The following is a 23,045-nucleotide window of genomic DNA, read 5'->3' as shown; positions in this document are numbered from 1 at the left end:
ATATTCAAAAGAATTAAAAAAATATGATTAAACGAATTTATATTTTGATGATACTTTCATTTTCATCAGCCTCCCTTGCTAATGAATCAGTATTATTCGATTGGGTAGAGTTTAAAAAACTTAGTTCAGTTAATGAGAGATTAGCTTTTATAGACAAATCTGAACAATTACACTTTGATAAAACTATGCCTGATTTGTCAGAGTATAATTTTTACCATAAAATGCTAGTTTATTCTGTAAGTCCGAACAAAGACATTGATGAATACAAGTCTGTTTTGAATGAAAATTTAGACATAGATCCAAGGTATCAAGCTTTTTTAGCTTATATACATTATTGGACTGCTTTTGAAAAATCAGTAGCTATGATGACGTCAGGTAAGTTTGAAAAAGGTAAATATACGGATTACTTGGTTAAGGCAACAAAATCCGCTGACAATAAGATAGCCAGAAAATTAATAATACAGGCTTGTGAAAATGGTTATTCGCAAGCATGTTTGGATAATATTTTCTTTAATAATGAATATCTTACTGCATGTATGCTTTTAAACAAATACACTTGTGAAAAGGAAGTTAGAAACTATCTTCATGCTGAAAATATGTGGTTGAGCGAAGCAATAGCACAATGGAATGAGAGTTCTAGTGATGTTCTGGAACGAAAGAAGTTACTTGCATCATTAATAGCACGAACATACACCTCAGGACTAATAACAGATATGCGAGAGCTTTATACTGCTATAGGGGTTAAAAGAGATCAGAGATTGGCGGAGATGTGGAGTCAGCGTTCAGAATAAGAACTATAAATAAATGTCTTGCAGCTGACACCTTATTCGGGTGTTGAATAAGCCCGAAGCCCTCTTTATATAGTTAATTATGAATTCAGTTTTGGCGGGTGCTCATCTTGATATTAAACTCAAGGCGAGCGGATCTGAGATACAAATCGGCATCGATTTGTATCAATAACTTAGCTTATTTTAGCCATGTTTTTCCTGTTACCTCATTATTTGTTATCGCCATTATCCTTATTTTATTCGCCTTTCGTGTAATCCAATACATGTCATGTTGGCCCTTTCTAGTATCTACAGTGTTGTGACAAGATCCGTGAACTGTATTCATTAATTGGCAGTGGTGATCAGGGTTATATTCCAAAATCGATTGGCTGTGCGCTTAAAGCGTTAAACGATATTGCTGCTGACGATTGAACAATTCCGCTATTCACACCGTTACAAACGCTTACATTTAAGCCGTTTACACTAGGATAACACTGCCATAATATCCACCATTTATGCGGACGTGATCCGCTATATGTCACCTAGTGATTAAATAATCTAAAATGGCTCGAATGAAAAACAAAGGTTTTACACTCATAGAATTAACTATATCTATTATTGTTATAGGTATCTTATCCGCAACAGCAATCCCTCGATTTATCAATATTGACAACAATGCACAAGATGCTGCTTTAGTGGGCTTAAAGGCGGCAATCGAAAGTGCGATTAATATCTCTTATGAAAATATGGCCATAAAGGGAATGGAAGATAAAGCTGCGCTAAGCTACGAGGAATCAGCAGCGTTATACGAAGGGTGCGAATGGTGTTCTTTTGACTATGGTTATCCGGTTGCTGATACGTTAACCCTTAAATATTTAGTTAATGGTATCGGAATTGTTCAAGATGATGATAGTTTTTCTTTAGTTAACTGGACAAAAATATGGGGCGGAGCGGTTGTGCTTATAACGCCAACCAGCAATGCTACATTATCGACAAATGATTACCCGGTCTTGATCGACGATAAATGTTATGTGAAATATACCAGTTATGATCAAGAACCTAAAAAGCCATTAGTTGAAATAGTTAAATGTGATTAAATACGAATTGAATTAACCAAGATCAACACATCCCCAATCAGTCCACCTTAACGCTCGACATAAAATCACTGCCAAGGATAAAATAGTCCCATCTTTGTTTTAAATGATTCTTCTTTATAAGGTATTACCATGAACGTTTATCAGTGTTGTGACAAGATCCGTAAACTGTATTCATTAATTGGCAGTGGTGATCAGGGTTATATTCCAAAAGCGATTGGCTGTGCGCTTAAAGCGTTAAACGATATTGCTGGTGACGAGTCTTTGCCTGACGATGTTCGTGATAAAGCCGCCTTTGCAGCAGCGAATTTACTTATCTCAGACGCTGAAGATTCGTGTTAACTATTCACACTAACTATTAACGAACTCTTCAGACCAAACATCTTGTATCTCTGGCCAACCCCAGACATTGATTGATACGCCTTTGAGCACGCCTTGAAAATACAACGTCTGCCTGTGGTGCAGCATTGGGATCATCCAGTGCTCTGTGATCATGGCCGTGCTAATCGATTCTAACTCGGTCAGATAATTGGTTAATGGCTGTTGCTGGCGAATGCTGATTAATTTAGCTTGCAGCCAGTGACTCGCTTCCGCAGACAGACTTTGATTGAGTACCGAGTTGGATAACATCCAGTGAAATACCGAGGTCGGCAAATTATCGTCGAGATCCAGACTAATCAAGATCAGGTCTTCCATCAGGGTATTAGCACTGGCCTTTTGTACTAACTCTTCAAAAGAATAGATATTAACCTCACACTCAAACCCCGCTTGCTGAAGTAACGCCATCATCGCCTGCGCACATTCTTTCAAAGTATGATGCTCGAATATGGCGATGGTCAGTTTACTTGGCAAAGGCTGTTCTGTTGTGCCTACCGACATGATTTTTAGCCAATTGGAAAGCAGATTGTATGCGGGAATGGCTTCAATAGGGTTAGCTGATTTAGTTAATTCTGACATTAGTTTATCAGCCGCAAGCAGTTGGCTCAGGTATTTACGCTGCAATAGCGACAGCTGAGTTTTACTGTTGATCATCGCCAGCAAGCAGCCATATTCTATTCGGCTTTTTTGATCACTTTCAGTGGTCTGTTCAAGGCTGTCAATTTCTCGCTCAAGGCTGTTAGCTGCATAATTTGAACGGATCTGATTGGTTTTGTGTACCACATTCGCCTGTAGTTCCGTGGTACAAGGTAAATCGGTTTGTTGCGACGAGACTTGCCAAATAGTCACTGTGTCGGTAAGTGCGCGATGGCCATAATAGTTGTCGTACGCCTGCAATCGCAAGTACTGTTGCGTGTGCTCCTGTACCCGAAATGCACCACTGCCAACGATAGCTGCGCCAGCGTTGAGTTGCGAATGTGGTTGAGCTTTCAGTTGAGAATATGGTTGCGATTGTAGTTGAAGGTACGGCTGAATAGAATATTTTACATCAGCAATAAGTCCAGCAAAGCCAGGGTCTGGTTGATCTAATTGAAACTCGACACACAGTGGATTTACCGCGGATATATGGGTGACATGCGCCAGTTCTGTCTGGTAAGTCGCAAGCTGTTTTAGGCGATTAAATAATTCCGCTATCTTGTCGGCATTAATGGCACTGCCGTCATGAAAGGTAAGTGCAGGGCGCAGATAGAATCGCCAGCGCTGTAATTCTGCGTTGTAAACCCAATGGTGGGCGAGTTGCGGGCTGATAAGCCCATTTTTATCACACAGCACTAGACAACAATAAACCTGACGTACCAAGAAACGTTCGCTGTTTCTTAACGCGATATGCGGAAGTAGGGCAGAGAAAGAACGGGCATAAGTCAGCTGAATGTGTAAACGCCCTTCACGCTGCACTGCACCAGAGGTGTTTTGCAGCAATTGCCCGAACAATACTTGGTCATTGCCGATAAGGGTTAATGCTTTCTCGTATTTGCCAACGGCAATCATCTGCTGCGCCAGTTCTGCTTTCAGTTCATCGACAGCATAAACCAGATAGAGCCGAGAACGTTGATTACGTCCCGCCTTTGGTGTCCATTCTAACCAGCCGAAATCACGCATCTCGTTTAACAAGGTGCGGCAATGTCGGGTGCTGGTAAACATCACTTCAGCCACTTCTTGCAGGGTGATGGCTATTTCTTGTTTAACCCCTAACTTACTTAACCGAGAAAAATGCAGTATTTTTTTATCGTTGTTCAAAACAGGCACCGTATTATCATCGCGACTTCCTTGTTTAGTGTGTAAGTAGGATTAAAAAGACATTACAGCCAAGATTACGACTTAAAGCGGAAGTAAACAATATAATTCACTCTGTTTTTTGCTTCCTGTTATTGGGTGATACTTAACTCATCGTTTAAGCAAAGAGTAAGCGCTTAAGTCACATAAAGAACAAGCACATAAAGAACAAGCGAGGAATAAACATGTTAGAGACAATCAAAAAAATCTTATTGAATACGTCAGACTCTTTATCTGGTAATGGATCAAACAGAGCACTTGCTGAGTATTATCAGTCTCGGTTGCAGACAACTAACTGCGTTGTTGAAGTAGAAGCCATTCTTAGCATGAACACGTTAATGTCATTCAGTGAGCAGGAAGAGCAGCAAAGCGAGCAATCAAAATGAGAATCGAGCATGTGGGGATTTGGTGCAAAGATCTGGAACAAATGAAATGCTTTTACACGCACTTTTTTAATGCCAAAAGTAATGACAAATATGAGAATAAAACCAAAGGCTTTCGTTCTTATTTTCTGACACTATCAGACGGGCCGCGTATCGAGTTGATGCAAATGGATTCAGTGTTGAATCTGCTGCCGATGTATATCCGCAGTTCACCGGACTGGCTCACACTGCATTTTCTGTTGGTTCGGAACTGAAAGTTGATGAAATTGCCGCGACTTTTATCGCGGATGGCTATGAAGTACTAGATGGTCCACGTTGGACTGGCGACGGTTACTATGAATTTGTCGTGCTTAATCCAGAATGGAATAGGGTTGAGATTGTAGTGTAGTAATGTCTCTACTCGATTCGCATAAATAATGATACTTAGGGACGGGGGGAGTTGAAGCCCAAAACAATACTGGGTATAATCACAGTGTTAATTTTTTGTAATCGGTATCCATATGTATCCAATATGACCCATCCTATGCCGCCAAAGTGCCGCCGTTGTGATTTATAAATTATGGTTTTATGCCGTATTATTTGTTTATTTCTTAGTTGAGTCACCGTTTGTCAGAAAAGAGTCTCACTTTGTCTTGATCTCAATTAAAAATACAATAGAATCAGTTGCCTATTTGTCATTGTTAATAATTAACAGGACTTAAAAAATAAATTACAGGACTACACGCTTTCCCAGAGTTAGTTTTAATATCAAACTGACATTTTATCTTATTTTTCATTTGATTAATCGCTATTCACTAGGGTGAATAGATTTGGGGAATCGAGACGTCCTACTATACAAATGTTGAACTAAGCCGCTGCGCGGAGCCAAAATATCACCAATTGTTCCACACTTACCTCTAGGGTCAATCCTTGCTTAGGAGGTATGTCATGCGACAACTACTGCAACAATTCAACGAAGAAATCACCTTAAGAGGTTACTCTGAGCGAACTCGGAACTCTTACCGTTATGCTATAAATCAACTGTATAAGTATTTTGGGCAACCTTTAGATACTATTTCAGATAAACAGTTGGAAATGTACTTCCGCTATCTGAACTTGGAAAAACACCATTGTAGAGCAACGTTAAAGCTACACCTCAATGGTATTCATTTTTTGTTTGAGCACGTCTTACATCGCAGTTTTACTATCTCAGTTTGTTTACCTAAACGAAAAGAAAAACTGCCACAACTATTAACACAGCAAGATATCTCTGCGGTCATTTACTATTGCAAAACGAATAAACACAGAGCAATGGTAGCGTTGTGCTACGGCTGTGGTTTGCGTGTCAGCGAGCTGACGCATGTGAAAGTTAGTGATATCGACGGTCAGCGACAACTATTAAAAGTATGCCAAGGTAAAGGAGCTAAAGATCGCCTCGTTATTATCTCTCCTGTATTGCTCCAGTTTATGCGCCAATACTGGCAACAGTATCACCCTGATACTTGGTTGTTTGGCTCTCGCTGGCATGGTGTGATTTACCCGATTCATGAATCCACATTTCGTAAAGGGCTAACTTGTGCAGCCAAAAAAGCAGGAATAACAAAACCTTGTAGTCCACACAGCTTACGACATGCTTATGCCACTCACCAATTACAAGCTGGTATGCCGCTCAATCAACTGCAACAACAGCTTGGGCACCAAAGTATTCAATCCACGGAAAGGTATTTACATTGGTCGCCAGAGCTAGGTCATCAAGGCACCGACTTGTTGGCTAATTTAGGAGGAGGTTTGTCATGGCAACATCCTATCATCTGAGCGATATTCTCACGCTTAATTTGGCGCATTACCAACAGCAGCACAAATTGACTCAGCAACAATCTTTAGTGTGTCAGCATATTCAAGCTTGCCGCACTCAAGCGTTAGGTGAGCAACAATGGCGTTGCGGTGCATGCCATTATGAACAACGGATCTTTTGTTCTTGCAGAGATCGGCATTGTTCACGGTGCCAAGGGCAGCAGACGCAAGCGTGGATAGCGAAGCAACAAACTGAGGTGCTGAATTGTAGATATTTCCATCTGGTATTTACTTTGCCTCACGAGCTGAATATTTTGGCGCACTATGAAGCCAAGAAACTGTATAGCGCACTGTTTGAAGCAGTGTGGCAGACGCTGAGCCAATTTGGGATGACACGCAAACACTTGCAAGGTCAACTCGGAGGTACAGTAGTTTTGCATACGTGGGGCCAAACCCTGACACAACATATTCATTTGCACTGCTTAATTCCTGGTGGAGTGTTAACCTCGCAAGGAGAGTGGCATGGGGTGAAATCTGATTATTTGTTTCCAGTAAAAGCCCTTGCTAATGTGTATCGAGCTAAGATGATGCAAGCGTTAAGGCATCGAGAATTAGTTATTGAGCAAGCTGATGAGTTAATGAAAAAATCATGGAATGTATACAGTAAAGCGTGTTTGAGTCGAACTGAAACTGTGGTTAGTTATTTAGGCCGATATACACGTAAAGGTATGTTGCATGAATCAAGAATAAAAGACGTAAGCTCTAGTAGCGTTAGTTTCAAGTACACAGACTATGGCGACGGTAATAAGCGTAAAGTGATGCTGCTCACGGCGGATGAGTTTATCCGTCGTTATTTATTGCATGTACTTCCTAAGGGCGTGATGCGAGTTCGTCACTTTGGTTTTTTGGCTAATGCTTGCAAACGAAAAAGACTGGCGCTTATTAAAGAGCAGTTATCATCGGCTCCCACTAAAACAGAAAAGACAACAGTTGAAATAGGTTGTCAGTGGTTATGTCCTCAATGTAAGGAAGGCTATTTGCTGTTTGTCGGCATTATCAAACCTCTGTCGCAGATGATGATGCAAGGATATCGAGAACAGTTACGATTGTCAGGCTGATGAAGTAAAGGTGGCGGTAACGTCATTGCAAATAGTAGAAAATAGATACCTTGTTGGTATGAATATCGACGAGGGAGGCAGACCTGTATCAAAAGTATGAAATTTTAAATGTACTACTTAAAAAGTACAGAAAGGTTGCGAAGGTACGGATATTAAAATGATAAAGGTTAAGCTATATCAAATGATTAACTTAAAATTGTGTGAAAAATACCTACCCCATAAAAGCAAATTCCTATAGCATAAAGTATACCGAATAAAGTGGACTTGGCATCGGCCAAGTCCAACAAGCGATTTGAGCTTTGCAAAGAACGCAAAGCACAAATACTAAGACGTTAGTAGGTCAGGATGATTAAACAAAAACTAAAGCACCTAATTCAACAAGTTCCTGAGTTAATCGAAACAGCCGAAGCATGTCGTGAAGTAGGCTTGCCAAACTTCTATATTGCAGGCGGTGCTATTACTCAAATAATCTGGAATAGTATCGAAAGTAAACCGCTTCTTGAGCAAGTTAAAGACTTTGATGTTGTTTATTTCGACAGTACTTGCATTTTCACCGAAGATGAGTTCAAAAGCCGTATTAGTTCGCGGTTAAGTCATTGTGTAGACGTTGACGTAAAGAACCAAGCGATCATTCATGAGCGCTATTCCAAGAAGTTCGATTGCTCCATTCAGGCATACGAACGTGTCGAACAAGGCATAGAATCTTGGCTTTCTGCGTTTGCCATCGGGTTTACTCTGGATAGTTCAAGCAGCATCAAGTTGTTTGCACCATATGGAGTAGAGGATGCATTTGATATGTTGATAAAACCAAATAAGCGAGCAATGACGGAAGCAAATTACAACAAAATGACCGCTGGCTATAAGGCTAGGTGGCAGCAAGTAAAGGTGTTCCCTTGGAGTTGACTTACTAACAAGCAACTGAACGTAGATTCAGTTTACAATCACGCGTTTTGCAAAAAAGACGCAAAACATCGCGCCTGCAAACCTCACTGGTTAGTTGGGCGTTATATTTACGAAACTGGAGAGTTTTAGATTGAGCTACGAAATAGACTTGATAGATTTTGAAAAAGACATTATCCCCTTCGTCTTTTCAGGGTTTTGGAATGAGGGTCATTGCTTTTTAAGAATAAAAGTAAAGGACGGAAAGGTTGTTTTTTTATGCGCGCAGTTACCTAACTACTCGGGGACATCTATCACAAATGCAATAGAGAGCGTATTTGAGTTTGCTGTAAATGAGATTGTTGAATCCAGTGCTATTCGGATTAGGGAAAAATTAAGTTTTTGGGAACGCATATTTAATAAAAAAGATACTCTTGAGAAAAAAAAGAAACATGCAGTTTTTGAGCATGTTAAGAGTAAATCTATTCTTATAGAGCATTACCCGCCAGGCACTGGAATAAATGATAATGGTTCATATGCAAGGGTGGTTTTCAGTCCTTCTGGAGAACCAACTTGGAACTATACAACAGAAGAAAAATTGAAAAATCTTTTAAATAATGAAATGTTACTAGAGATAGGTGACAAGGAGTTAGAAAATTGGAAAAGCAAAGAAAACTGCTAAGCGTTTCCAGCTTTAACAAGTCAGAGCTGCACGTAACAGGATTAAAAACTACGGTTCCAATATCTAAACTTCTTCTAAAGCTAAATGAAGTTGCCAATGAAATAAATTATGGTGAAGATGAGTATCATATTCATGAAGACAGTTTATATGAGCCAATTAAGAAAAAGCTAGTGGAGCACCTTCCAGACCCTAAGCTAGTCTTGATAAAAAACGCCTACCCCGAGAAAATGAAAGGGAAGGAAACAGATATTTCAATAAGGAAAATATGCCAGGTAGAAAAGCTAAGAAATGCTAAAGATATGGAGTGTTCACACTATGTTGAAATTAAATCTCTATTTCTAGATGAAAATCTACTGTCGAATCTCATTGACAAAGATCTGAACAAATTGTCCAAAGTTGTGGGCCATTATAAGGTAGTTGGTTTGTTTGCCCTAGTTGGACTACAAAAAGACATACTAAGGAGAAATCGTTCACTTACGAATCTAGGAAAGTTAGGAGAAGATGTTTCTCCATTTATGGTTACTACTTGTACTGGTGAAGATGTTTGGTTAAATCCTGCAGGAAGTCATATTTCGAGTGATCCCCATGTTTACGTCTGGGAAATTTCCCCTATAAACGATTTCAAAGAAAGAAAGTCATCATACGAGTATGCTACGTTTCAGTACAAGTAAATCTAACAAACGCATCAAGACGGATTAAAAACGCTAGGCTTTAATTCGCTTTGCTCATTAATTTTAGCCTAGTCTTTTTAACCGCTTATGCGGACGTTATGTTTAAGCGTGTATTTCATAGTTGAGTTATCGCCTCAATACCAAAATCTAGAAAAGTTAGGATGCTTAAAGTGCTGAATCAAATTGAATTGGGTATTAGAGAATTAGTCGAAGGCTTCGTTGAAGCTGGTTGCCCGTGTCCATCAAAGCAATCAGTCATACAGCGTAGAGAAGGGTACATAGACAGCGTTGTATTAGCTGGTCCTAGCCCTAAAATGCATGAGGAATTCGAAGACGAGTTTGATGGAATAAGAATAAAAATATTCAAGCCTACATCTGAGAAGTTATTACCGCTAACTATCTATTTTCATGGTGGTTGTTTTGTTAGCGGCGGATTTGCAACTCACGAACAACAAATGAGACAGCTAGCAAAATTATCTAATACAATTGTTGTCTGTATCAGATATAGGCTTGCTCCTGAGTATCACTATCCCGCCGCGCATGATGATGTTTATAAAGCATCAATACATATCCATGATCATGGATATGAGTATGGTGGAGATCCTAAAAGAATATCTTTCGTGGGGGATAGCGCAGGAGCTCATTTAGCTTTGGTAACTTCTTTGAGGCTGAAAGCTAAATCGAATTGGTTGCCACGAAAGCAGGTTCTTATTTACCCAATGCTTGATCCGCAAGGTAAATCAGATAGTTATTCGCAAAACGGTAAAGATTTCATCATTACAGGAGGTATGCTTCTTTCTGGCTTTGAAATGTATTTAGAGGGTTCAAATGTAAGTAATAAGCATCCTGAAATTTCTCTTTTGCTACGTAATGACTTCTCAGGTTTACCCCCAACATACATTGTGACTGCTGAACTTGACCCACTAAGAGATGAAGGTGAAGAACTGTACAAAAAACTTCTTTCCAGTGGTGTTGATGCATATTGTGATAGATATTTAGGTGTTATTCACGGATTCTTTCAGCTATCTGCGGTCAGTAAATCCGCAGTAAGATGTATTGAAAATGTTGCAAGGCAAATAGTAAATTAAACATAATAATGAATTTGAACGGAACTAAAACAGTGGGTTAGGTTTCGCTTCGCATTATAACCCTCCATTTTAGCCGCTTAATGCGGCGTTATACAGACAGGAGAGTTGAGTGATTACTGAGCATCAATTGAATCAAATAATAACTGAGGTACAAAATAAAGGTTTTGCTTCACAGGGAACCCCTGATAACTTCAACTTTTTTACGGATAAAAATGTTAGAAAAATCGTGTGCATCTTAAATAATGATCCTGATGATTTACTTTTTCCTGAAGACTTTTCAGAACCATATTATCAATATACAACTATCGATGAGCCGTGGGGAAACGTCACTGCTATATATCTTTCTGGTTTTTTAGAGAAAGCCATTGAAGCTCTAAATGCTCATGCTGATCTATTTGTAGAGAATAATTCTACAAATCCTGATAGCTATAGACGTTATTAACTCAAAATCCCTGTATAGAAAATCATTTAAATACAACTAAAACAGTTTGTTAGTTTTCTATTTTCTACACATTTTAACCCACTATTTTAGTCCGCTTAATGCAGCGTTACTTGATAAAATAGATGTTTCAGGCTCATTTTAGCTGAAACATTGATTCCCCAATTTAGTGCAAAATTATCTCACCGTTTTTAATCCGTTATAGCTTACTTAATATGTATAAATAAGCCCTTTAGTGGTGTTCTTAAGTGAGTATACTTTTGGTTGGTTCTGCGTGTTACATGGAAAATGTTAAATAGAATAGAATAGAATAGAATAGATATTTATATATTTACGCTTAATTTTAAAATATGAATTAAGTAATGTTGTACAAAGTTAAAATATTACTTAAAGTATATTTTCCTATAGCCACAAAATAACTAAAAATGACACTCGATACACTCGATACACTCGATACACTCGATACATTCAATATATTAATTCAATTAATAATAATTGTATTACTTGCTCTCATTGCTGCTGTGCAGATGTATGGGATTGCTAAGTTAAAATCAATGGGAAAAGAGCAAGGGAAAATTAATACTGAGATTAAAAACCTTTCCAATTTGCAGAAAATTGAAGAGGTAAAAGCAAATGGGAAAAACCGTAGTGAATTTGAATATTATAAAAGAAAAGATGACTCAGAGAGAGTGCAACAATTTAGCTCTAAAATGGGAACTCTCACTATTAAATTACAAAGTGTTCTACTACGTGCCGCCGATGGTCATATCTACTTTTTAGAAGGTCGTTTTCAACCAACGGAGGAGGTACCTCGTGTCGTTGAATATATTGAGATGAAGAGAGTAGAAGAGAATGAATTCATTACCTTAATGAGTGACATTAAAGCACAATTCAATATTTACTTTAAAGGTTACCAATGTATTGAATTTAACAATAAATATTATGAGTGGATAGCCGCCTGTGATGAAATTACTGACGTGATTGAGCTTTATTTTACGGCAAACATAGAGATGTTATTTCATCTAGGGGTTGGTCATTCTGAAGGCTCAATTAGAAAATTCACGTCCGACTTTGAAGTAAAATTAGATGGACTACAGGAAAACCATAAAAAAGTATTTAAAGAGCTATCTAATGCTCTTAATTGTGCTGATAGTCATGTTGATAAGCTAATGGGTACAATAAGAAATATGAGTTAATAAGGTCGAATTGAATGACATTATTAATATAGTTTGATTTATTGTTTTTAAATGATAACTATCGGTGCATGCATAATTTACGATGTTAATCCGTTCATGGGATTCAACCTAACTGCATCCTCTAAATGCTCTGGTGCAAAATGTGAATATTTCATCGTATCAACAATTGACGCGTGTTCAAGTATTCGCTGTAGCACCAGAATATTACCGCCATTCATCATAAAATAACTCGCAAACGTATGCCTTAACACATGGCTCATTTGCCCTTTGAGTAATTCAAAACCTGTGCGTTCTACAGCTTTACGAAATGCCTTGGTGCTGCTGCTAAACAAATACCCCTGTTTTTTAGGTTGTCGCTTGGCGAGTTCTGCTCTGTTAGCTTAATTATCTTTCTGGTCACGTCGTTGAAGATTTTTATAAACATCACTCAGAAACTCAATGTCTTCTTTTGGTGCCGCAAGCATTTGATCGAGAAAATGTAATGTACTTGCTGAGAGAGGCAATTGACCTCCATGTAACCGTTCAAGTTCTGTCATCGGGAATATTTGCAGAATGCTGATATCTAGTGCTTTGGCAATGCGGAAAATATCCATTAGGGTAAAATGACTTCGTCCTTCACGATCCATCTTTTCATAGAATGACGAGCGGCCAAGGTTGGCTTTTTTCGCCAGTGTATTCTTAGACAGCTTTGAATGTACCATCATGGTTTCGATACGCTCAATAACCATCATGCGAAACTCTCGCTCTTCCACGCCGAAGAACTCAAAGCCTTCTGTTTCTATCTCAGCCATAATTAGTGCCTTTCCGAATATCTGGAATTTAGCATAGCATTTCATCCGAATAATGGACAAATGTTTCGATAATATGGCCTCAACGCTTAAGGGGAATCCCAAAGCTATCAATTGATGAGGACTGAATTATGCTAACTTTTAAACGTACGATTATTGCAGCGACAGTAGGGTTATCGATGTTATCTGGGGCGGCTAGCGCAATTGCATTAGAGCCAGTAGAAGGTTTGAATGTAAAGCAGCCATATTACGCGCCGGAGAACTTTGTTCAGCAAACTAATATACCGATAGTCGATATTAGAGGTGTACAAGCTGCTGATTATGCAACGATATTTGAGACACAGATTGGTGAGCAGGTTCGACGTGGTATTAAAGAAGCCAAATATGTTTATCAGCTGGCAGGTATCGATTTTACTCAGTTTGAAAAACAATCGGAAAAGGTGATAGAGAATTCTCGTAAGTTAAACCCAGAGTACTTTGTGATTGTCGAAGCGTTGGCAAAAGTTGGCGGGATCTCGGTCGAAAAGATGTTCACCCTGAGTCAATTGGATGCTGCATTAGCCTCTGCAGCGGAGGCTTCGCTGAGAGGTTGTACAACAATCAGTTTCGATGGTACTGGTGTGGTAGGGCAGGTGAACGATACACCATCCTTATCCGGTGGTAACTATTGGGTTCTACAAGCGGATGACTTTATTCAAGTAATGGCGTCAGGCTTCTATGGTTCAGGGCAAACATTGGGTAAAGATCTAGGGGTTGTGATTAACTTTCAAGGCACAGATTCTAAAGGTGTTGGTCTAGACTCTACGATGGCGATAGAACTCGGCGCGTTGCAAAACTATATCGTTCGACATGCTAAATCTGTGGACGAAGCAGTTCAAATTCTAGAAAAACATAGAACTGTGGTGGCATCACACTTTAATTTCTCAGATAGCCAAGGTGGTACGGTCGGTGTTGAAATGCTAATGGAAGGCAATTACGTTATTAAGCGTGCTGCTGGCATTGGCCATGCTAACCATTCAGAAAGACCTGGCGTAATGCAAGCTTTTGCGGAATCTGTAGGGATGGCAGAGAAAAGTAAACAGCGTACAATCGCAACCGCGTATACCGAATGGCGTGCGGAGTTAGCTCAGCTGTTTATTGATAATACGCCAGAGGGCAATATTGATGCTGCAAAATATGTGCTTAATACCAAGCCAATTGCTCAGCATGCAGCATACGGGTCGGACTTTATTACGACGTTAACCGCTGTAATGGATACAAAAAAGGGTTGTATGGAAGTTGCACCTGGTGTGAGTGAATGGAATAATTTCCAAGAAGTGTGTTTTAACGATCAATAATCATGTCATTTTATTAATCTGTAGTGGTTCGTTGAAAGAAGCCTCCTTGATTTGGGGGCTTTTTAATTTGGTTTTCACTGTATTATGTCTATAGATAAGCAGAAGGAAGGTGTTAATAATGAAAAAGTTAATTTATATCGCATTGGCATTGGCATGTGTCAGTGTGTTGGCAATAGTAACTGTAATTCGTTCTATGGGTGATAACAGCAGCAAGACGCAAGATTATTACTCTGAAGTAATATTGACGTTATTTAGCATGAAGACCAGCAGTGATTTTATTATTACTCTACCTGATAGCGGAGCAGGCGTTAAACTGACTTCGATAATTGGCTTAGGGACGTCAGAAGGTAAAGCGCAGGGCAATTATCAAGTAGATGAAGAACGTGGTGAGGTATTGTTAGACTTCATGCACATCAGTGTTTTAAGCCCAACGACATCTGACAATTTAATGTATTTTGCTGCACCATTCAGTGTAAGCAATCAAGGCAGTGGTTTATTTACTTATATTGGCTTGTTTGAGCAAGATCTTGATAACCAAACCATACGACATTTGGATTCTTATTTTATTGGCGACCGTATTCAGCTTAATGAAATGGGTATTTATGGTTCGAAAATAGAGTTGTCATTCAATCAGCACGGCGATAAACAAGCGTATGCTGAAACGCCAACTGAAGCCGTACATTTAACGCTTGGTGTTGATGATGTAATGCCGACTAAATTGATCAAACATCAGGACATGTAGGTTACAGTGCTAACTGCATCACGATGCTATCTATAGTATATGTCACAATTATCTGGGATTGGGTCTTCTCGTCCTTGATTAGTATCAAGAATAGCAAGAATGGAATTATTTCTGTGCTCTGATTGACACCAATATTCAGCATATTCATCAGGTTTTGATGGGTTGTATTCATGGTAAGCGCATGATGCTAGCAAAGTAGTGAATAGGGATATAAATACAATTTTTTGTATACGGAACATCAATATATAACCTAAATAAAGTATGACTCACGATGTTACATGTGTGTTTTAGTTGTGTAAACAATTGAAATGTAAGTTTATGTCAGTACTTTATGTGGAGCGTTGCTATGAATTTATCGGCCAATATGATTTTAACTATTTTGGTGAGGGCTGTAAGATTAGTCTCCATTTACTAACCAAGATCAACACATAGCCAATCAGTCCACCGTCACTCTCGACATTAAATTGTCGCCAAGGATAAAGTAGTCTCATCTTGGCGATCCATGTAATCAAAAGGATTAAATGCGGTTGTTTTATTTGGCATATTAACTCGCCATTTCTATTTGTAAGTACCAGTGATATTCATACTTAATAAGTAATGATAAATGATATTATTTTAAATCACCTATGAATAATCTAAGGATAGATTATGTCAAATCAAGTCATTGTAAAAAATACGGAATTTAAATTTAACATTCGATCTTTTCATCCAGAGAAAGATTTTGGCTGGACAGGGTTGAAATTTGAGGGGGATAATCGTAGTTTTTCGAATTTGCCTAGTGGAAACGGTTATCCAACATCTAGAATATGGCATCGTTTTACCCTACATACAGATTCGGGAACTGCTTCTGCACATGTAACTAGATCGGATCCATCTAAAGCACCTTGGTCAAATGAAAGTAGAGAATATGATGGTGTCTTAGCTCCCAAAGGTAGTGTAAATGCTACGTTTGTGAAAGGTGCGCCCAATGGTGTTAGCCATTTTACAATAAAGGGTAAATACGGTGGCGTTAATCATGCTATGCCTGGTTCTCCTTTTTTACAAAAAAAAATTGGTGTTTCATATGTGCCAACCCTCGATGTTAATTATCAGATTAAAATTAGTCTAGACAGAACTAAAAGACATGTTGATATTGTGATTTATGTCAGTGGTGATGCTTTCCCTAACTGTGAAGCATTTGTCGTGGATAGCAAAGGCCACTCAGTATTTTTAGGCGTGCACGTTCGTAAAGGCGCTGCTCCCGTAAGTTTAAGTCTTAATCTTAATTACCCTATGATCGCGTGTGCGGTAAGATTACCAATCGATAGTGATGGTAATTTTGAAGGGAAGATTGGTGATGAAATTGCACGTAGGCGCGATTTAGGTACAAAACTTACATATCATAAAATTGAAGAGTGGAATCATAAACTTTTACAAATTAATCCTAACCATGGTCATTGTATGGCATTAGAAAAAGCGAGCTTAGACGGGTGTTTTCAATGATTAAAAAGATAAATAAGCACAGTAAAATGAATGTTTTCTCCATGCTATGCCTTTTAACTTTGAGTCTGTTTATGGTTGCATGTGATGAAACCCCACCAAGAGACCCTGAAATGTACATTATCCCCGATGGATATATTGGAACTTTTCATATCGTTTACAATGTCACCGACGGACAACCTAAGAAAATGCAAGATGGGTTTAGGGTATATGAAATTCCTGAGAATGGGGTGTTGTTAACGCAAACTGGGATAAATTCAGGCTGGCTTGATACTAAACTCATCCATTTTTACTACCGGAAGTCAAATGGCGAGTTACAAGATCTAACCGACCGTTATACTACTCGCGTCGCGAATACTCCTGAGAGTAGAGCGGAGAACAGCACTACTATTTATGGGGGGGGCTTAGGAAGTGCTGAGTATCGTTTTATTCCTTGTGTACTTGTGAGTAAACTATTTCATATTGGAACTAACAAAGATATTTTAGATGGTGAAAACCATGTTGAATTACAAAATGTTGATGTCATAAAAAACATTAATTGTACTGGATTGGAGGCGAATAGTCTTTATAACCCAGATTTAGAACCATAGAGCTTCAGCAATAACGTATGCGATGGTTGACTGTAGCTAGAATTCTACCTTGTGCTCACAGCCCTTACCTACCAAGCCCAAGAACAAAAAGGCGAGCATGATAATGGACATGCCCATATCAATGCTCGCCTTTGTTAGCTTAAATACGCAGGGTCTATATCACCAAGTCATCGTTACTCTACGCCATATATTTTAGGCCATGCTCTTTCCAATGCATCAAGTCCATCAAATGGTTCCTGCATTTCTTGAATTGAGAGTAATGCTTTTTGGGTGTCAGCAGGTAGGTGTTCGAATTTTCTTTTTGCTGGTAGGTATAAATCCATGAATTGGATTTTTTTGATAATTAACAATTCATGCTCAATTACACTATGACCATTTTTATAATTTTCAACTTCGGCAAGTAATAAAGACTCCATAAAATCACGGTATATATTTGCCATACATTTACGATCAGCTAAGTTTATGACATGGCCAAACCCTTCAATAGAGTCTTGAGGTAACGTCTTTAATATATCGATAGTTGAATCAGACAATGTTTTCTTTCTTTTATTCCCACATTCAGTGAGGATATTTGCGAATTGAATATATTGTTCTTTGTAATGCTGATAAGCATATGTGGATTGTTCTTCTGGGGTCGAACACGCAGTTAGTGTTGCAATCGTGATGAGTAATAATATATTTTGAATTGTCATTATTTTGCTACCTTACATCCATAATACATAGCTTTCCAAAATTTACGTTCTTTTGGCGTGAGATCATATCTATATGTTTGGAGTGTTACAATTTTGTCTATTTTATTTTTAGCTATGGCATCAAAAGCACTGACAGCCTGAAAGAAAATCTCCCAATTGCTTTGGAATATATTGTAAGCAACAGAACCTGCTGGGCTTCCTGCCGCCTCTGTTAGGTTGGTCGCTGCTTTTAAGATAGGTTTAGCCCCCAGAGCTGTAAGTTCTGCAGGGATAGCTTTCCCAGGGCTTAGAACCAACCCCGCAAAAATTAGACCTAAATTACCTATCGTCAGAGCAATCCAACTTTTTGTCGATAACGTACGTACCTCGTTTATTAAATCTATCGCGCTTTGACTACTTTAGCTAAACTCAAGTTCTACAATGGTTGGGCATACATTTTGATTTCTAGCTGCCATTAGATAATATCCTTATTTTCTAAATATATAAGGTAATATTACCATTATAAATAAATGCTGGAGTATGAAAATCATCTGATTTATCACTGTAAATAAAATTTATTCAAACTCTTAAAACGCAAAAAGGCGAGCATGATAATAAAATCAATGCTCGCCTTTGTTAGTTTAAATATGTAGTTCTAGACCTACATATTTAATTACTAATTTATTCTTTACCGAATACGTTATTTTCTTGCTCAAGTACGCGGATAAAGGTAGTACGTTTGCTTAGCTCTTTTAATGACGCTGCGCCAACGTAAGTACAAGTAGAACGAACGCCACCTAGGATATCGTAAATAGTATTTTCGATTGGTCCACGGTAAGGTACTTCTACAGTTTTACCTTCTGAAGCACGGTATTTAGCAACACCACCGGCGTGTTTTTTCATCGCAGTTGTTGAGCTCATGCCATAGAATTTCTTCGTTTTCTTGCCATCAACTTCACACAGCTCGCCGCCACTTTCGTCGTGACCAGCTAACATGCCGCCAAGCATAACGAAGTCTGCGCCGCCGCCGAATGCTTTAGCAACATCACCAGCACAAGCACAACCACCGTCACCAACAACCATGCCACCAAGACCGTGCGCAGCATCTGCACATTCGATGATTGCAGACAGTTGTGGGTAACCAACACCTGTTTTAACACGTGTCGTACATACTGAACCAGGACCGATACCAACTTTGATGATATCTGCGCCAGACAGGATAAGTTCTTCTGTGATTTCACCAGTAACTACGTTACCAGCCATAATCGTTTTAGTCGGGTATGCTTTACGCACTTTACGCACGAATTCAATGAAAAATTCTGAGTAACCATTAGCAACATCGATACAGATAAACTGTAGACGTTCATCTAATGCTAGAACTTGTTGAAGTTTTTCGAAATCTGAATCTGATGTACCAGTCGATACAAAGATGTGGTCAAAGATTTCAGGGTTTGCTTCTAGGAACTCTTTCCATTCAGCAACAGTGTAATGCTTATGTACAGCTGTTAGCATTTTGTGTTCAGCAAGTTCTTTTGCCGCTTCAAATGTGCCTACAGTATCCATGTTTGCAGCAATAACCGGTACACCTGTCCAAGTGTACTTGCTGGTAGGGAAAGTGAATGTACGCTCTAAGCTTACTTGTGAACGACTTCTTAAAGTCGAACGTTTTGGGCGGAAAAGTACATCTTTAAAACCTAGCTTCAATTCTTGTTCTATACGCATGACATCTATCTTCTGTTTGTTTGCACAGGCTCTTATTCTTGCGCTGCCACATATTGCGGGCGCAAGGAAAACCCTAAATCAATGGGTTCATGGATGGTACTGTGCAAAAAATTATAAGGATTTTAGTTTAAGCGGTACAAGCGAATCGTGTGTGCGAGGAAGTCGCGTTTCATCAACGCGCCTATACGAATAGATATTAGTCCAAGGACCGATATCTTGTAAAGGGCTAATTTCACACCGACCCGGTGATAAGCTTATTTACTTGACCTGAAAGTCAGTATTTACGCGGGGTTAGGCGGTGTTTAACTATTTTAAAATAAATTTTTAGCCGTGAAAATAATGTTTTAAACGCTAGATGTGCCAGCAGGTTAAACAAAAAAGACCAAAACCCCAACGGCATTATAATGCTTACCGTGGGTGTTTTGGCCAAAGGCTTATCCACTATTAACAATTGCCAACTAGCCGCGACAGACTAAGGTGCTAAATTAATAGGTGTAGTTATTTCGTCTTTATAATGAAGAATAAATGTTTTTATAATAAAGAATAAAGACTTTTATAATCAGTATTATAGTAGTGAGAACAAGTTCTTCACATCATCCAGTTCAGGAATTAATTCCATCTCTGTGCCGATGTTATGTTGCTTAGCTAGCTTGTAGACTAAACGTAGTACTGAGTAATCTTCCAGTGCGAAACCAACTGAGTCATACAAGATAGTGCCGTCTGTTGCTACGTTCAGCGTTTTCTCGCCTTTCACAATTTCGTGTAGTTCTGTACACGTAAAGTCAGCACCCAGTTGTTGGATCTCACCTTCAACGCGTGACTGTGGTAGGTATTCAACAACAATCGTTGCGCTTTCTACTAATTCTTTTTCGATTTCTGTTTTACCAGGGCAATCACCGCCAAGACCGTTAATGAATACGTCTTTGCTGATCATGTCTTTGGTTAATACTGTTTGGTATTTCTTGTCTGCTGTACACGTGGTAATTAAATCAGCACCTTGAACCGCTTCTCTTGCGTCTTTACACGGTGTTAGGCGAATGTCGAAACGCGCCATATTCTTCTCGAATTTACGCATTGCTGCAGGATCAGTATCAAAGTAGCGTACTTCTTTTAAGTCAAAGATGAACGAGTAGGCTAAGAACTGGAATTCACTCTGTGCGCCAGTACCGATTAACGCGAGTACTTCTGAATCTTTCTTGGCTAAGTGCTTAGCTGCCATTGCTGATGTAGCTGCAGTACGGAAACCAGTAAGCAGAGTCATTTCTGAAAACATCAGCGGTTCGCCAGTTTCAGTTAATGATAATTGACCTGTTGCCATTACTGTCATTTTGTTTTGTGCTGGGTTTTTTGGGTGGCCATTTACGTATTTAAACGAGTACATTTCCGCATTAGAAATCGGCATTAGTTCGATAACGCCACCGTCAACATGGTTGGCAACACGTGGTGATTTATCAAAGTCGTGCCAATTTTTATAATCTTCAGTTAATGTATCATTAAGCTGTGCAAAGAAGTCTTGGTAGCCTACTTTCGCAATTACCGCTTTAATATCTTTTATCTCTAAAACAATCATGGTGATCCTTGTTTAATTCTGTCTAAGGTAAAAGAGAAAAATCGAATTTTTCCATTACCATCATGATTACAGCAATCAATGAGTGGTTTATCTAATACGTTTAATAATGAGATACACATCAGTTATGTGCATCGGGTTAAGTGCTATTCTTATTCGGTTTAGCTTAATAAATTGCCAGCATCACGCCCTAGGGGTATGATTAATTTTGTTTTGTAAAACACCTCTTATACTTAAATACGGATTAAATACCTGCCTATGCCAGCGAAAGGAACAAAAGGTAAAAACCGTAAACAAGAGTTAATCAATGCCACACTTGATTGCATTGCTAACGAAGGTTTACAAAAAACCACAGTACGTAATGTGGCTGAATATGCGAATGTCACCAACGGTCTGATCCGTTTTTACTTTTCCGGTAAAGACGAACTGATCCGCGCGGCGTATTCTGCATTACTCGAGATTATGTACGTCAATGCCCGTATCGAAATAAACGATGTGGATATTTGCGCCAAAACTCGATTACAGCACTTTATTCAAGCGACGCTATCAGCGCCAATCGTGTCACCACGTACCGTATTGTTATGGGCTAATTTCTTGCCGATGACTTACATCGACCCAGAAATGGCAGCCATTCGAACTAATGAGTATGCTAAAACAACGAAAATATTAGCGCCGTTGATTAGTTCTGCATTAGCCACCGAAAATATTACAGTTGACCATCATGAATGTGAAATCCTTGCCATTAAAATCAATGCTTTGATTGATGGCTTATGGCTCGAAGGCAGCATGGCAGCCTACAAATTCAAAGATAATGAACTGGTCAATATCGGTATCGACAGTGCGTCTGCTATCCTATCTATTTCGTTAGAGAATATCTAACCCGTTATGTAAATAGTATTAGACCTAGCTCTCATAAACAGCATAAGAAAACACTGCCGTATTAATTTTAGTGGCGTTCTAACGGGAACGTCATGCAGTGTGGACCACCGCCCGTTTTCAATATCTCGGTAGAATGCAGTTCAAATACTGTAAAACCACGTTCACGTAATTGCGCGTTTACATCGGTATTTGCGCTTAACGAGATAACGCGTTTGTTACCTAATGCTTGCAGATTACAGAAGTGTTTGAATACGCCTGCTTCCTCAATTTTAATCAGGTCGTAACCCGTTTCATCGAGGTAATCTTTGAATTCTTGTGGTAAACCGTCGTAATAAGTCACGGCAGTCTTTTCGCCGACAATGTTAAAGATCATGTCAAGGTGCAGGTATTCTGGTTTCGAGTTCACCGCAATAATCGTATAACCTAATGGTTCAAGCTGTTCACGAATACTTTGAATGCCTTTTTCGTTAGAACGCTGTAGCGTACCAATGGCTAAAGTCTTTTCGTCAAGTTGCCAGAAGTCACCACCTTCAAGTACACCTTCGTGACAAGTGGCAATGATTGGCACACCTAGCTCTGCAAGTTTTTCTGCATACAGTAGGCTTTCTGCGTGGCGAATTTCTTCTTTAAAGCGGCCAAGTACATAACCTTCTTTGATATTAAAACCAAAATCACGGGCAAATACCTGACTCGACAAGTTTTCAGTCGGCGCGAGTACTTCGACATTAATGCCGTTCTGCTCGTAAATATCGATCAGCTGTTGATGTTCATCTAAACATTTCTGCTGATCAATGCTCTCACCTTTTTCTAACCAATCTTCAGCAATCTTGTTGATTGGCGAAAGATTAAGGTAAGTTGGTGAACAAAGTAATACTTGCTTCAATTCACCTGTCGCTGATTTTACATAACTGGTTTCCATAACCTTTTCCTTTTCCATAAGTCATATCTTTTAAATTATTTGAATTTGGG

The 23,045-nt window shown here is 39.0% G+C and carries 27 protein-coding genes; 19 read left to right on the top strand and 8 right to left on the bottom strand.

Annotation, left to right across the window (positions count from 1 at the left end; translation table 11 throughout):
* The first annotated feature begins 23 nt into the window (after nt 1-23).
* From PE36_RS07145 to PE36_RS07135, 4 genes are all read left to right on the top strand, one after another.
* A complete protein-coding gene (locus PE36_RS07145) occupies nt 24-791 on the top strand; it encodes a hypothetical protein (protein WP_006031305.1) in 768 nt (255 codons plus the stop codon).
* A 303-nt stretch (nt 792-1,094) separates the two neighbouring features.
* Nucleotides 1,095-1,199 carry a YaeP family protein gene (locus PE36_RS23955; protein WP_083797986.1) on the top strand — a complete coding sequence of 35 codons (105 nt, stop codon included), beginning with the start codon at nt 1,095-1,097 and terminating at the stop codon, nt 1,197-1,199.
* 140 nt (nt 1,200-1,339) lie between these two features.
* Entirely contained in the window at nt 1,340-1,864 is a 525-nt protein-coding gene (locus tag PE36_RS07140; protein ID WP_006031304.1) for a type II secretion system protein, read from the top strand.
* Between the two features lie 129 nt (nt 1,865-1,993).
* Complete coding sequence (locus PE36_RS07135) at nt 1,994-2,203, top strand: YaeP family protein (protein WP_006031303.1); 210 nt, start codon at nt 1,994-1,996, stop codon at nt 2,201-2,203.
* Between the two features lie 9 nt (nt 2,204-2,212).
* On the opposite strand, the gene PE36_RS07130 is transcribed toward PE36_RS07135, so the two are convergent.
* Nucleotides 2,213-4,036, bottom strand: coding sequence for an SgrR family transcriptional regulator (locus PE36_RS07130; protein WP_043994205.1), 1,824 nt, complete (start codon nt 4,034-4,036; stop codon nt 2,213-2,215).
* 221 nt (nt 4,037-4,257) lie between these two features.
* Here PE36_RS07130 and PE36_RS07125 point away from each other — a divergent pair, with 221 nt between their 5' ends.
* The 10 genes from PE36_RS07125 to PE36_RS07080 all read left to right on the top strand — a co-directional run bounded on the left by PE36_RS07125 (nt 4,258) and on the right by PE36_RS07080 (nt 12,301).
* On the top strand, nt 4,258-4,458 hold the full coding sequence (locus PE36_RS07125) for a hypothetical protein (RefSeq protein ID WP_006031301.1): 201 nt from the start codon (nt 4,258-4,260) through the stop codon (nt 4,456-4,458).
* Nucleotides 4,455-4,709, top strand: coding sequence for a VOC family protein (locus PE36_RS24975; RefSeq protein WP_006031300.1), 255 nt, complete (start codon nt 4,455-4,457; stop codon nt 4,707-4,709). The genes PE36_RS07125 and PE36_RS24975 overlap by 4 nt, the downstream gene beginning before the upstream one ends.
* A gap of 673 nt (nt 4,710-5,382) precedes the next feature.
* Nucleotides 5,383-6,249: a site-specific integrase gene (locus PE36_RS07115; protein ID WP_006031299.1), complete on the top strand. Its 867-nt coding sequence runs from the start codon at nt 5,383-5,385 to the stop codon at nt 6,247-6,249.
* Entirely contained in the window at nt 6,228-7,346 is a 1,119-nt protein-coding gene (locus tag PE36_RS07110) for an IS91 family transposase (protein ID WP_006031298.1), read from the top strand. The genes PE36_RS07115 and PE36_RS07110 overlap by 22 nt, the downstream gene beginning before the upstream one ends.
* A 345-nt stretch (nt 7,347-7,691) precedes the next feature.
* Nucleotides 7,692-8,249 (top strand): nucleotidyltransferase family protein, encoded by a 558-nt coding sequence (locus PE36_RS07105; RefSeq protein WP_006031297.1) that lies wholly within the window; start codon nt 7,692-7,694, stop codon nt 8,247-8,249.
* Nucleotides 8,250-8,379: 130 nt separating this feature from the next.
* Nucleotides 8,380-8,907 (top strand): hypothetical protein, encoded by a 528-nt coding sequence (locus tag PE36_RS23705; RefSeq protein ID WP_052298064.1) that lies wholly within the window; start codon nt 8,380-8,382, stop codon nt 8,905-8,907.
* Entirely contained in the window at nt 8,883-9,578 is a 696-nt protein-coding gene (locus tag PE36_RS07095; RefSeq protein WP_006031295.1) for a hypothetical protein, read from the top strand. Before PE36_RS23705 ends, PE36_RS07095 begins: the two co-directional genes overlap by 25 nt.
* Nucleotides 9,579-9,739: 161 nt before the next feature.
* On the top strand, nt 9,740-10,666 hold the full coding sequence (locus PE36_RS07090; protein ID WP_006031294.1) for an alpha/beta hydrolase: 927 nt from the start codon (nt 9,740-9,742) through the stop codon (nt 10,664-10,666).
* 109 nt (nt 10,667-10,775) lie between these two features.
* Complete coding sequence (locus PE36_RS07085; RefSeq protein ID WP_006031293.1) at nt 10,776-11,108, top strand: hypothetical protein; 333 nt, start codon at nt 10,776-10,778, stop codon at nt 11,106-11,108.
* Between the two features lie 422 nt (nt 11,109-11,530).
* A complete protein-coding gene (locus PE36_RS07080) occupies nt 11,531-12,301 on the top strand; it encodes a hypothetical protein (protein ID WP_006031292.1) in 771 nt (256 codons plus the stop codon).
* Nucleotides 12,302-12,378: 77 nt separating this feature from the next.
* Here PE36_RS07080 and PE36_RS07075 read toward each other — a convergent pair whose 3' ends face one another.
* Complete coding sequence (locus PE36_RS07075; protein WP_006031291.1) at nt 12,379-12,633, bottom strand: tyrosine-type recombinase/integrase; 255 nt, start codon at nt 12,631-12,633, stop codon at nt 12,379-12,381.
* Nucleotides 12,634-12,681: 48 nt separating this feature from the next.
* Complete coding sequence (locus PE36_RS07070) at nt 12,682-13,092, bottom strand: helix-turn-helix transcriptional regulator (RefSeq protein ID WP_043994171.1); 411 nt, start codon at nt 13,090-13,092, stop codon at nt 12,682-12,684.
* A 128-nt stretch (nt 13,093-13,220) separates the two neighbouring features.
* On the opposite strand from PE36_RS07070, the gene PE36_RS07065 reads away from it, so the two are divergent.
* From PE36_RS07065 to PE36_RS07050, 4 genes are all read left to right on the top strand, one after another.
* Nucleotides 13,221-14,426 carry a C45 family autoproteolytic acyltransferase/hydolase gene (locus tag PE36_RS07065; RefSeq protein WP_006031289.1) on the top strand — a complete coding sequence of 402 codons (1,206 nt, stop codon included), beginning with the start codon at nt 13,221-13,223 and terminating at the stop codon, nt 14,424-14,426.
* 118 nt (nt 14,427-14,544) lie between these two features.
* Nucleotides 14,545-15,168, top strand: a complete 624-nt coding sequence (locus PE36_RS07060; RefSeq protein ID WP_006031288.1) for a hypothetical protein — start codon at nt 14,545-14,547, stop codon at nt 15,166-15,168.
* Between the two features lie 648 nt (nt 15,169-15,816).
* Nucleotides 15,817-16,650, top strand: coding sequence for a hypothetical protein (locus tag PE36_RS07055; protein WP_006031286.1), 834 nt, complete (start codon nt 15,817-15,819; stop codon nt 16,648-16,650).
* The gene (locus tag PE36_RS07050; RefSeq protein ID WP_006031285.1) at nt 16,647-17,237 is read left to right on the top strand and encodes a hypothetical protein; all 591 of its coding nucleotides are present in this window, start codon (nt 16,647-16,649) and stop codon (nt 17,235-17,237) included. The genes PE36_RS07055 and PE36_RS07050 overlap by 4 nt, the downstream gene beginning before the upstream one ends.
* Nucleotides 17,238-17,410: 173 nt before the next feature.
* On the opposite strand, the gene PE36_RS07045 is transcribed toward PE36_RS07050, so the two are convergent.
* The 4 genes from PE36_RS07045 to PE36_RS07030 all read right to left on the bottom strand — a co-directional run bounded on the left by PE36_RS07045 (nt 17,411) and on the right by PE36_RS07030 (nt 21,200).
* Nucleotides 17,411-17,929: a hypothetical protein gene (locus PE36_RS07045; RefSeq protein ID WP_006031284.1), complete on the bottom strand. Its 519-nt coding sequence runs from the start codon at nt 17,927-17,929 to the stop codon at nt 17,411-17,413.
* Nucleotides 17,929-18,225: a hypothetical protein gene (locus tag PE36_RS07040; RefSeq protein ID WP_006031283.1), complete on the bottom strand. Its 297-nt coding sequence runs from the start codon at nt 18,223-18,225 to the stop codon at nt 17,929-17,931. The genes PE36_RS07045 and PE36_RS07040 overlap by 1 nt, the downstream gene beginning before the upstream one ends.
* Before the next feature lie 364 nt (nt 18,226-18,589).
* The gene (locus PE36_RS07035) at nt 18,590-19,630 is read right to left on the bottom strand and encodes a GMP reductase (RefSeq protein ID WP_006031282.1); all 1,041 of its coding nucleotides are present in this window, start codon (nt 19,628-19,630) and stop codon (nt 18,590-18,592) included.
* A 565-nt stretch (nt 19,631-20,195) separates the two neighbouring features.
* Nucleotides 20,196-21,200, bottom strand: coding sequence for an ornithine cyclodeaminase (locus PE36_RS07030; RefSeq protein WP_006031281.1), 1,005 nt, complete (start codon nt 21,198-21,200; stop codon nt 20,196-20,198).
* A 255-nt stretch (nt 21,201-21,455) separates the two neighbouring features.
* Here PE36_RS07030 and PE36_RS07025 point away from each other — a divergent pair, with 255 nt between their 5' ends.
* Complete coding sequence (locus tag PE36_RS07025; protein WP_006031280.1) at nt 21,456-22,076, top strand: TetR family transcriptional regulator C-terminal domain-containing protein; 621 nt, start codon at nt 21,456-21,458, stop codon at nt 22,074-22,076.
* Between the two features lie 67 nt (nt 22,077-22,143).
* On the opposite strand, the gene PE36_RS07020 is transcribed toward PE36_RS07025, so the two are convergent.
* On the bottom strand, nt 22,144-22,995 hold the full coding sequence (locus PE36_RS07020; RefSeq protein WP_043994169.1) for a dimethylarginine dimethylaminohydrolase family protein: 852 nt from the start codon (nt 22,993-22,995) through the stop codon (nt 22,144-22,146).
* Between the last annotated feature and the right edge of the window lie 50 nt (nt 22,996-23,045).

The sequence above is a fragment of the Moritella sp. PE36 genome, assembly GCF_000170855.1.
GTDB lineage: Bacteria > Pseudomonadota > Gammaproteobacteria > Enterobacterales > Moritellaceae > Moritella.
This window is presented reverse-complemented; position numbering and strand designations above follow the sequence as displayed.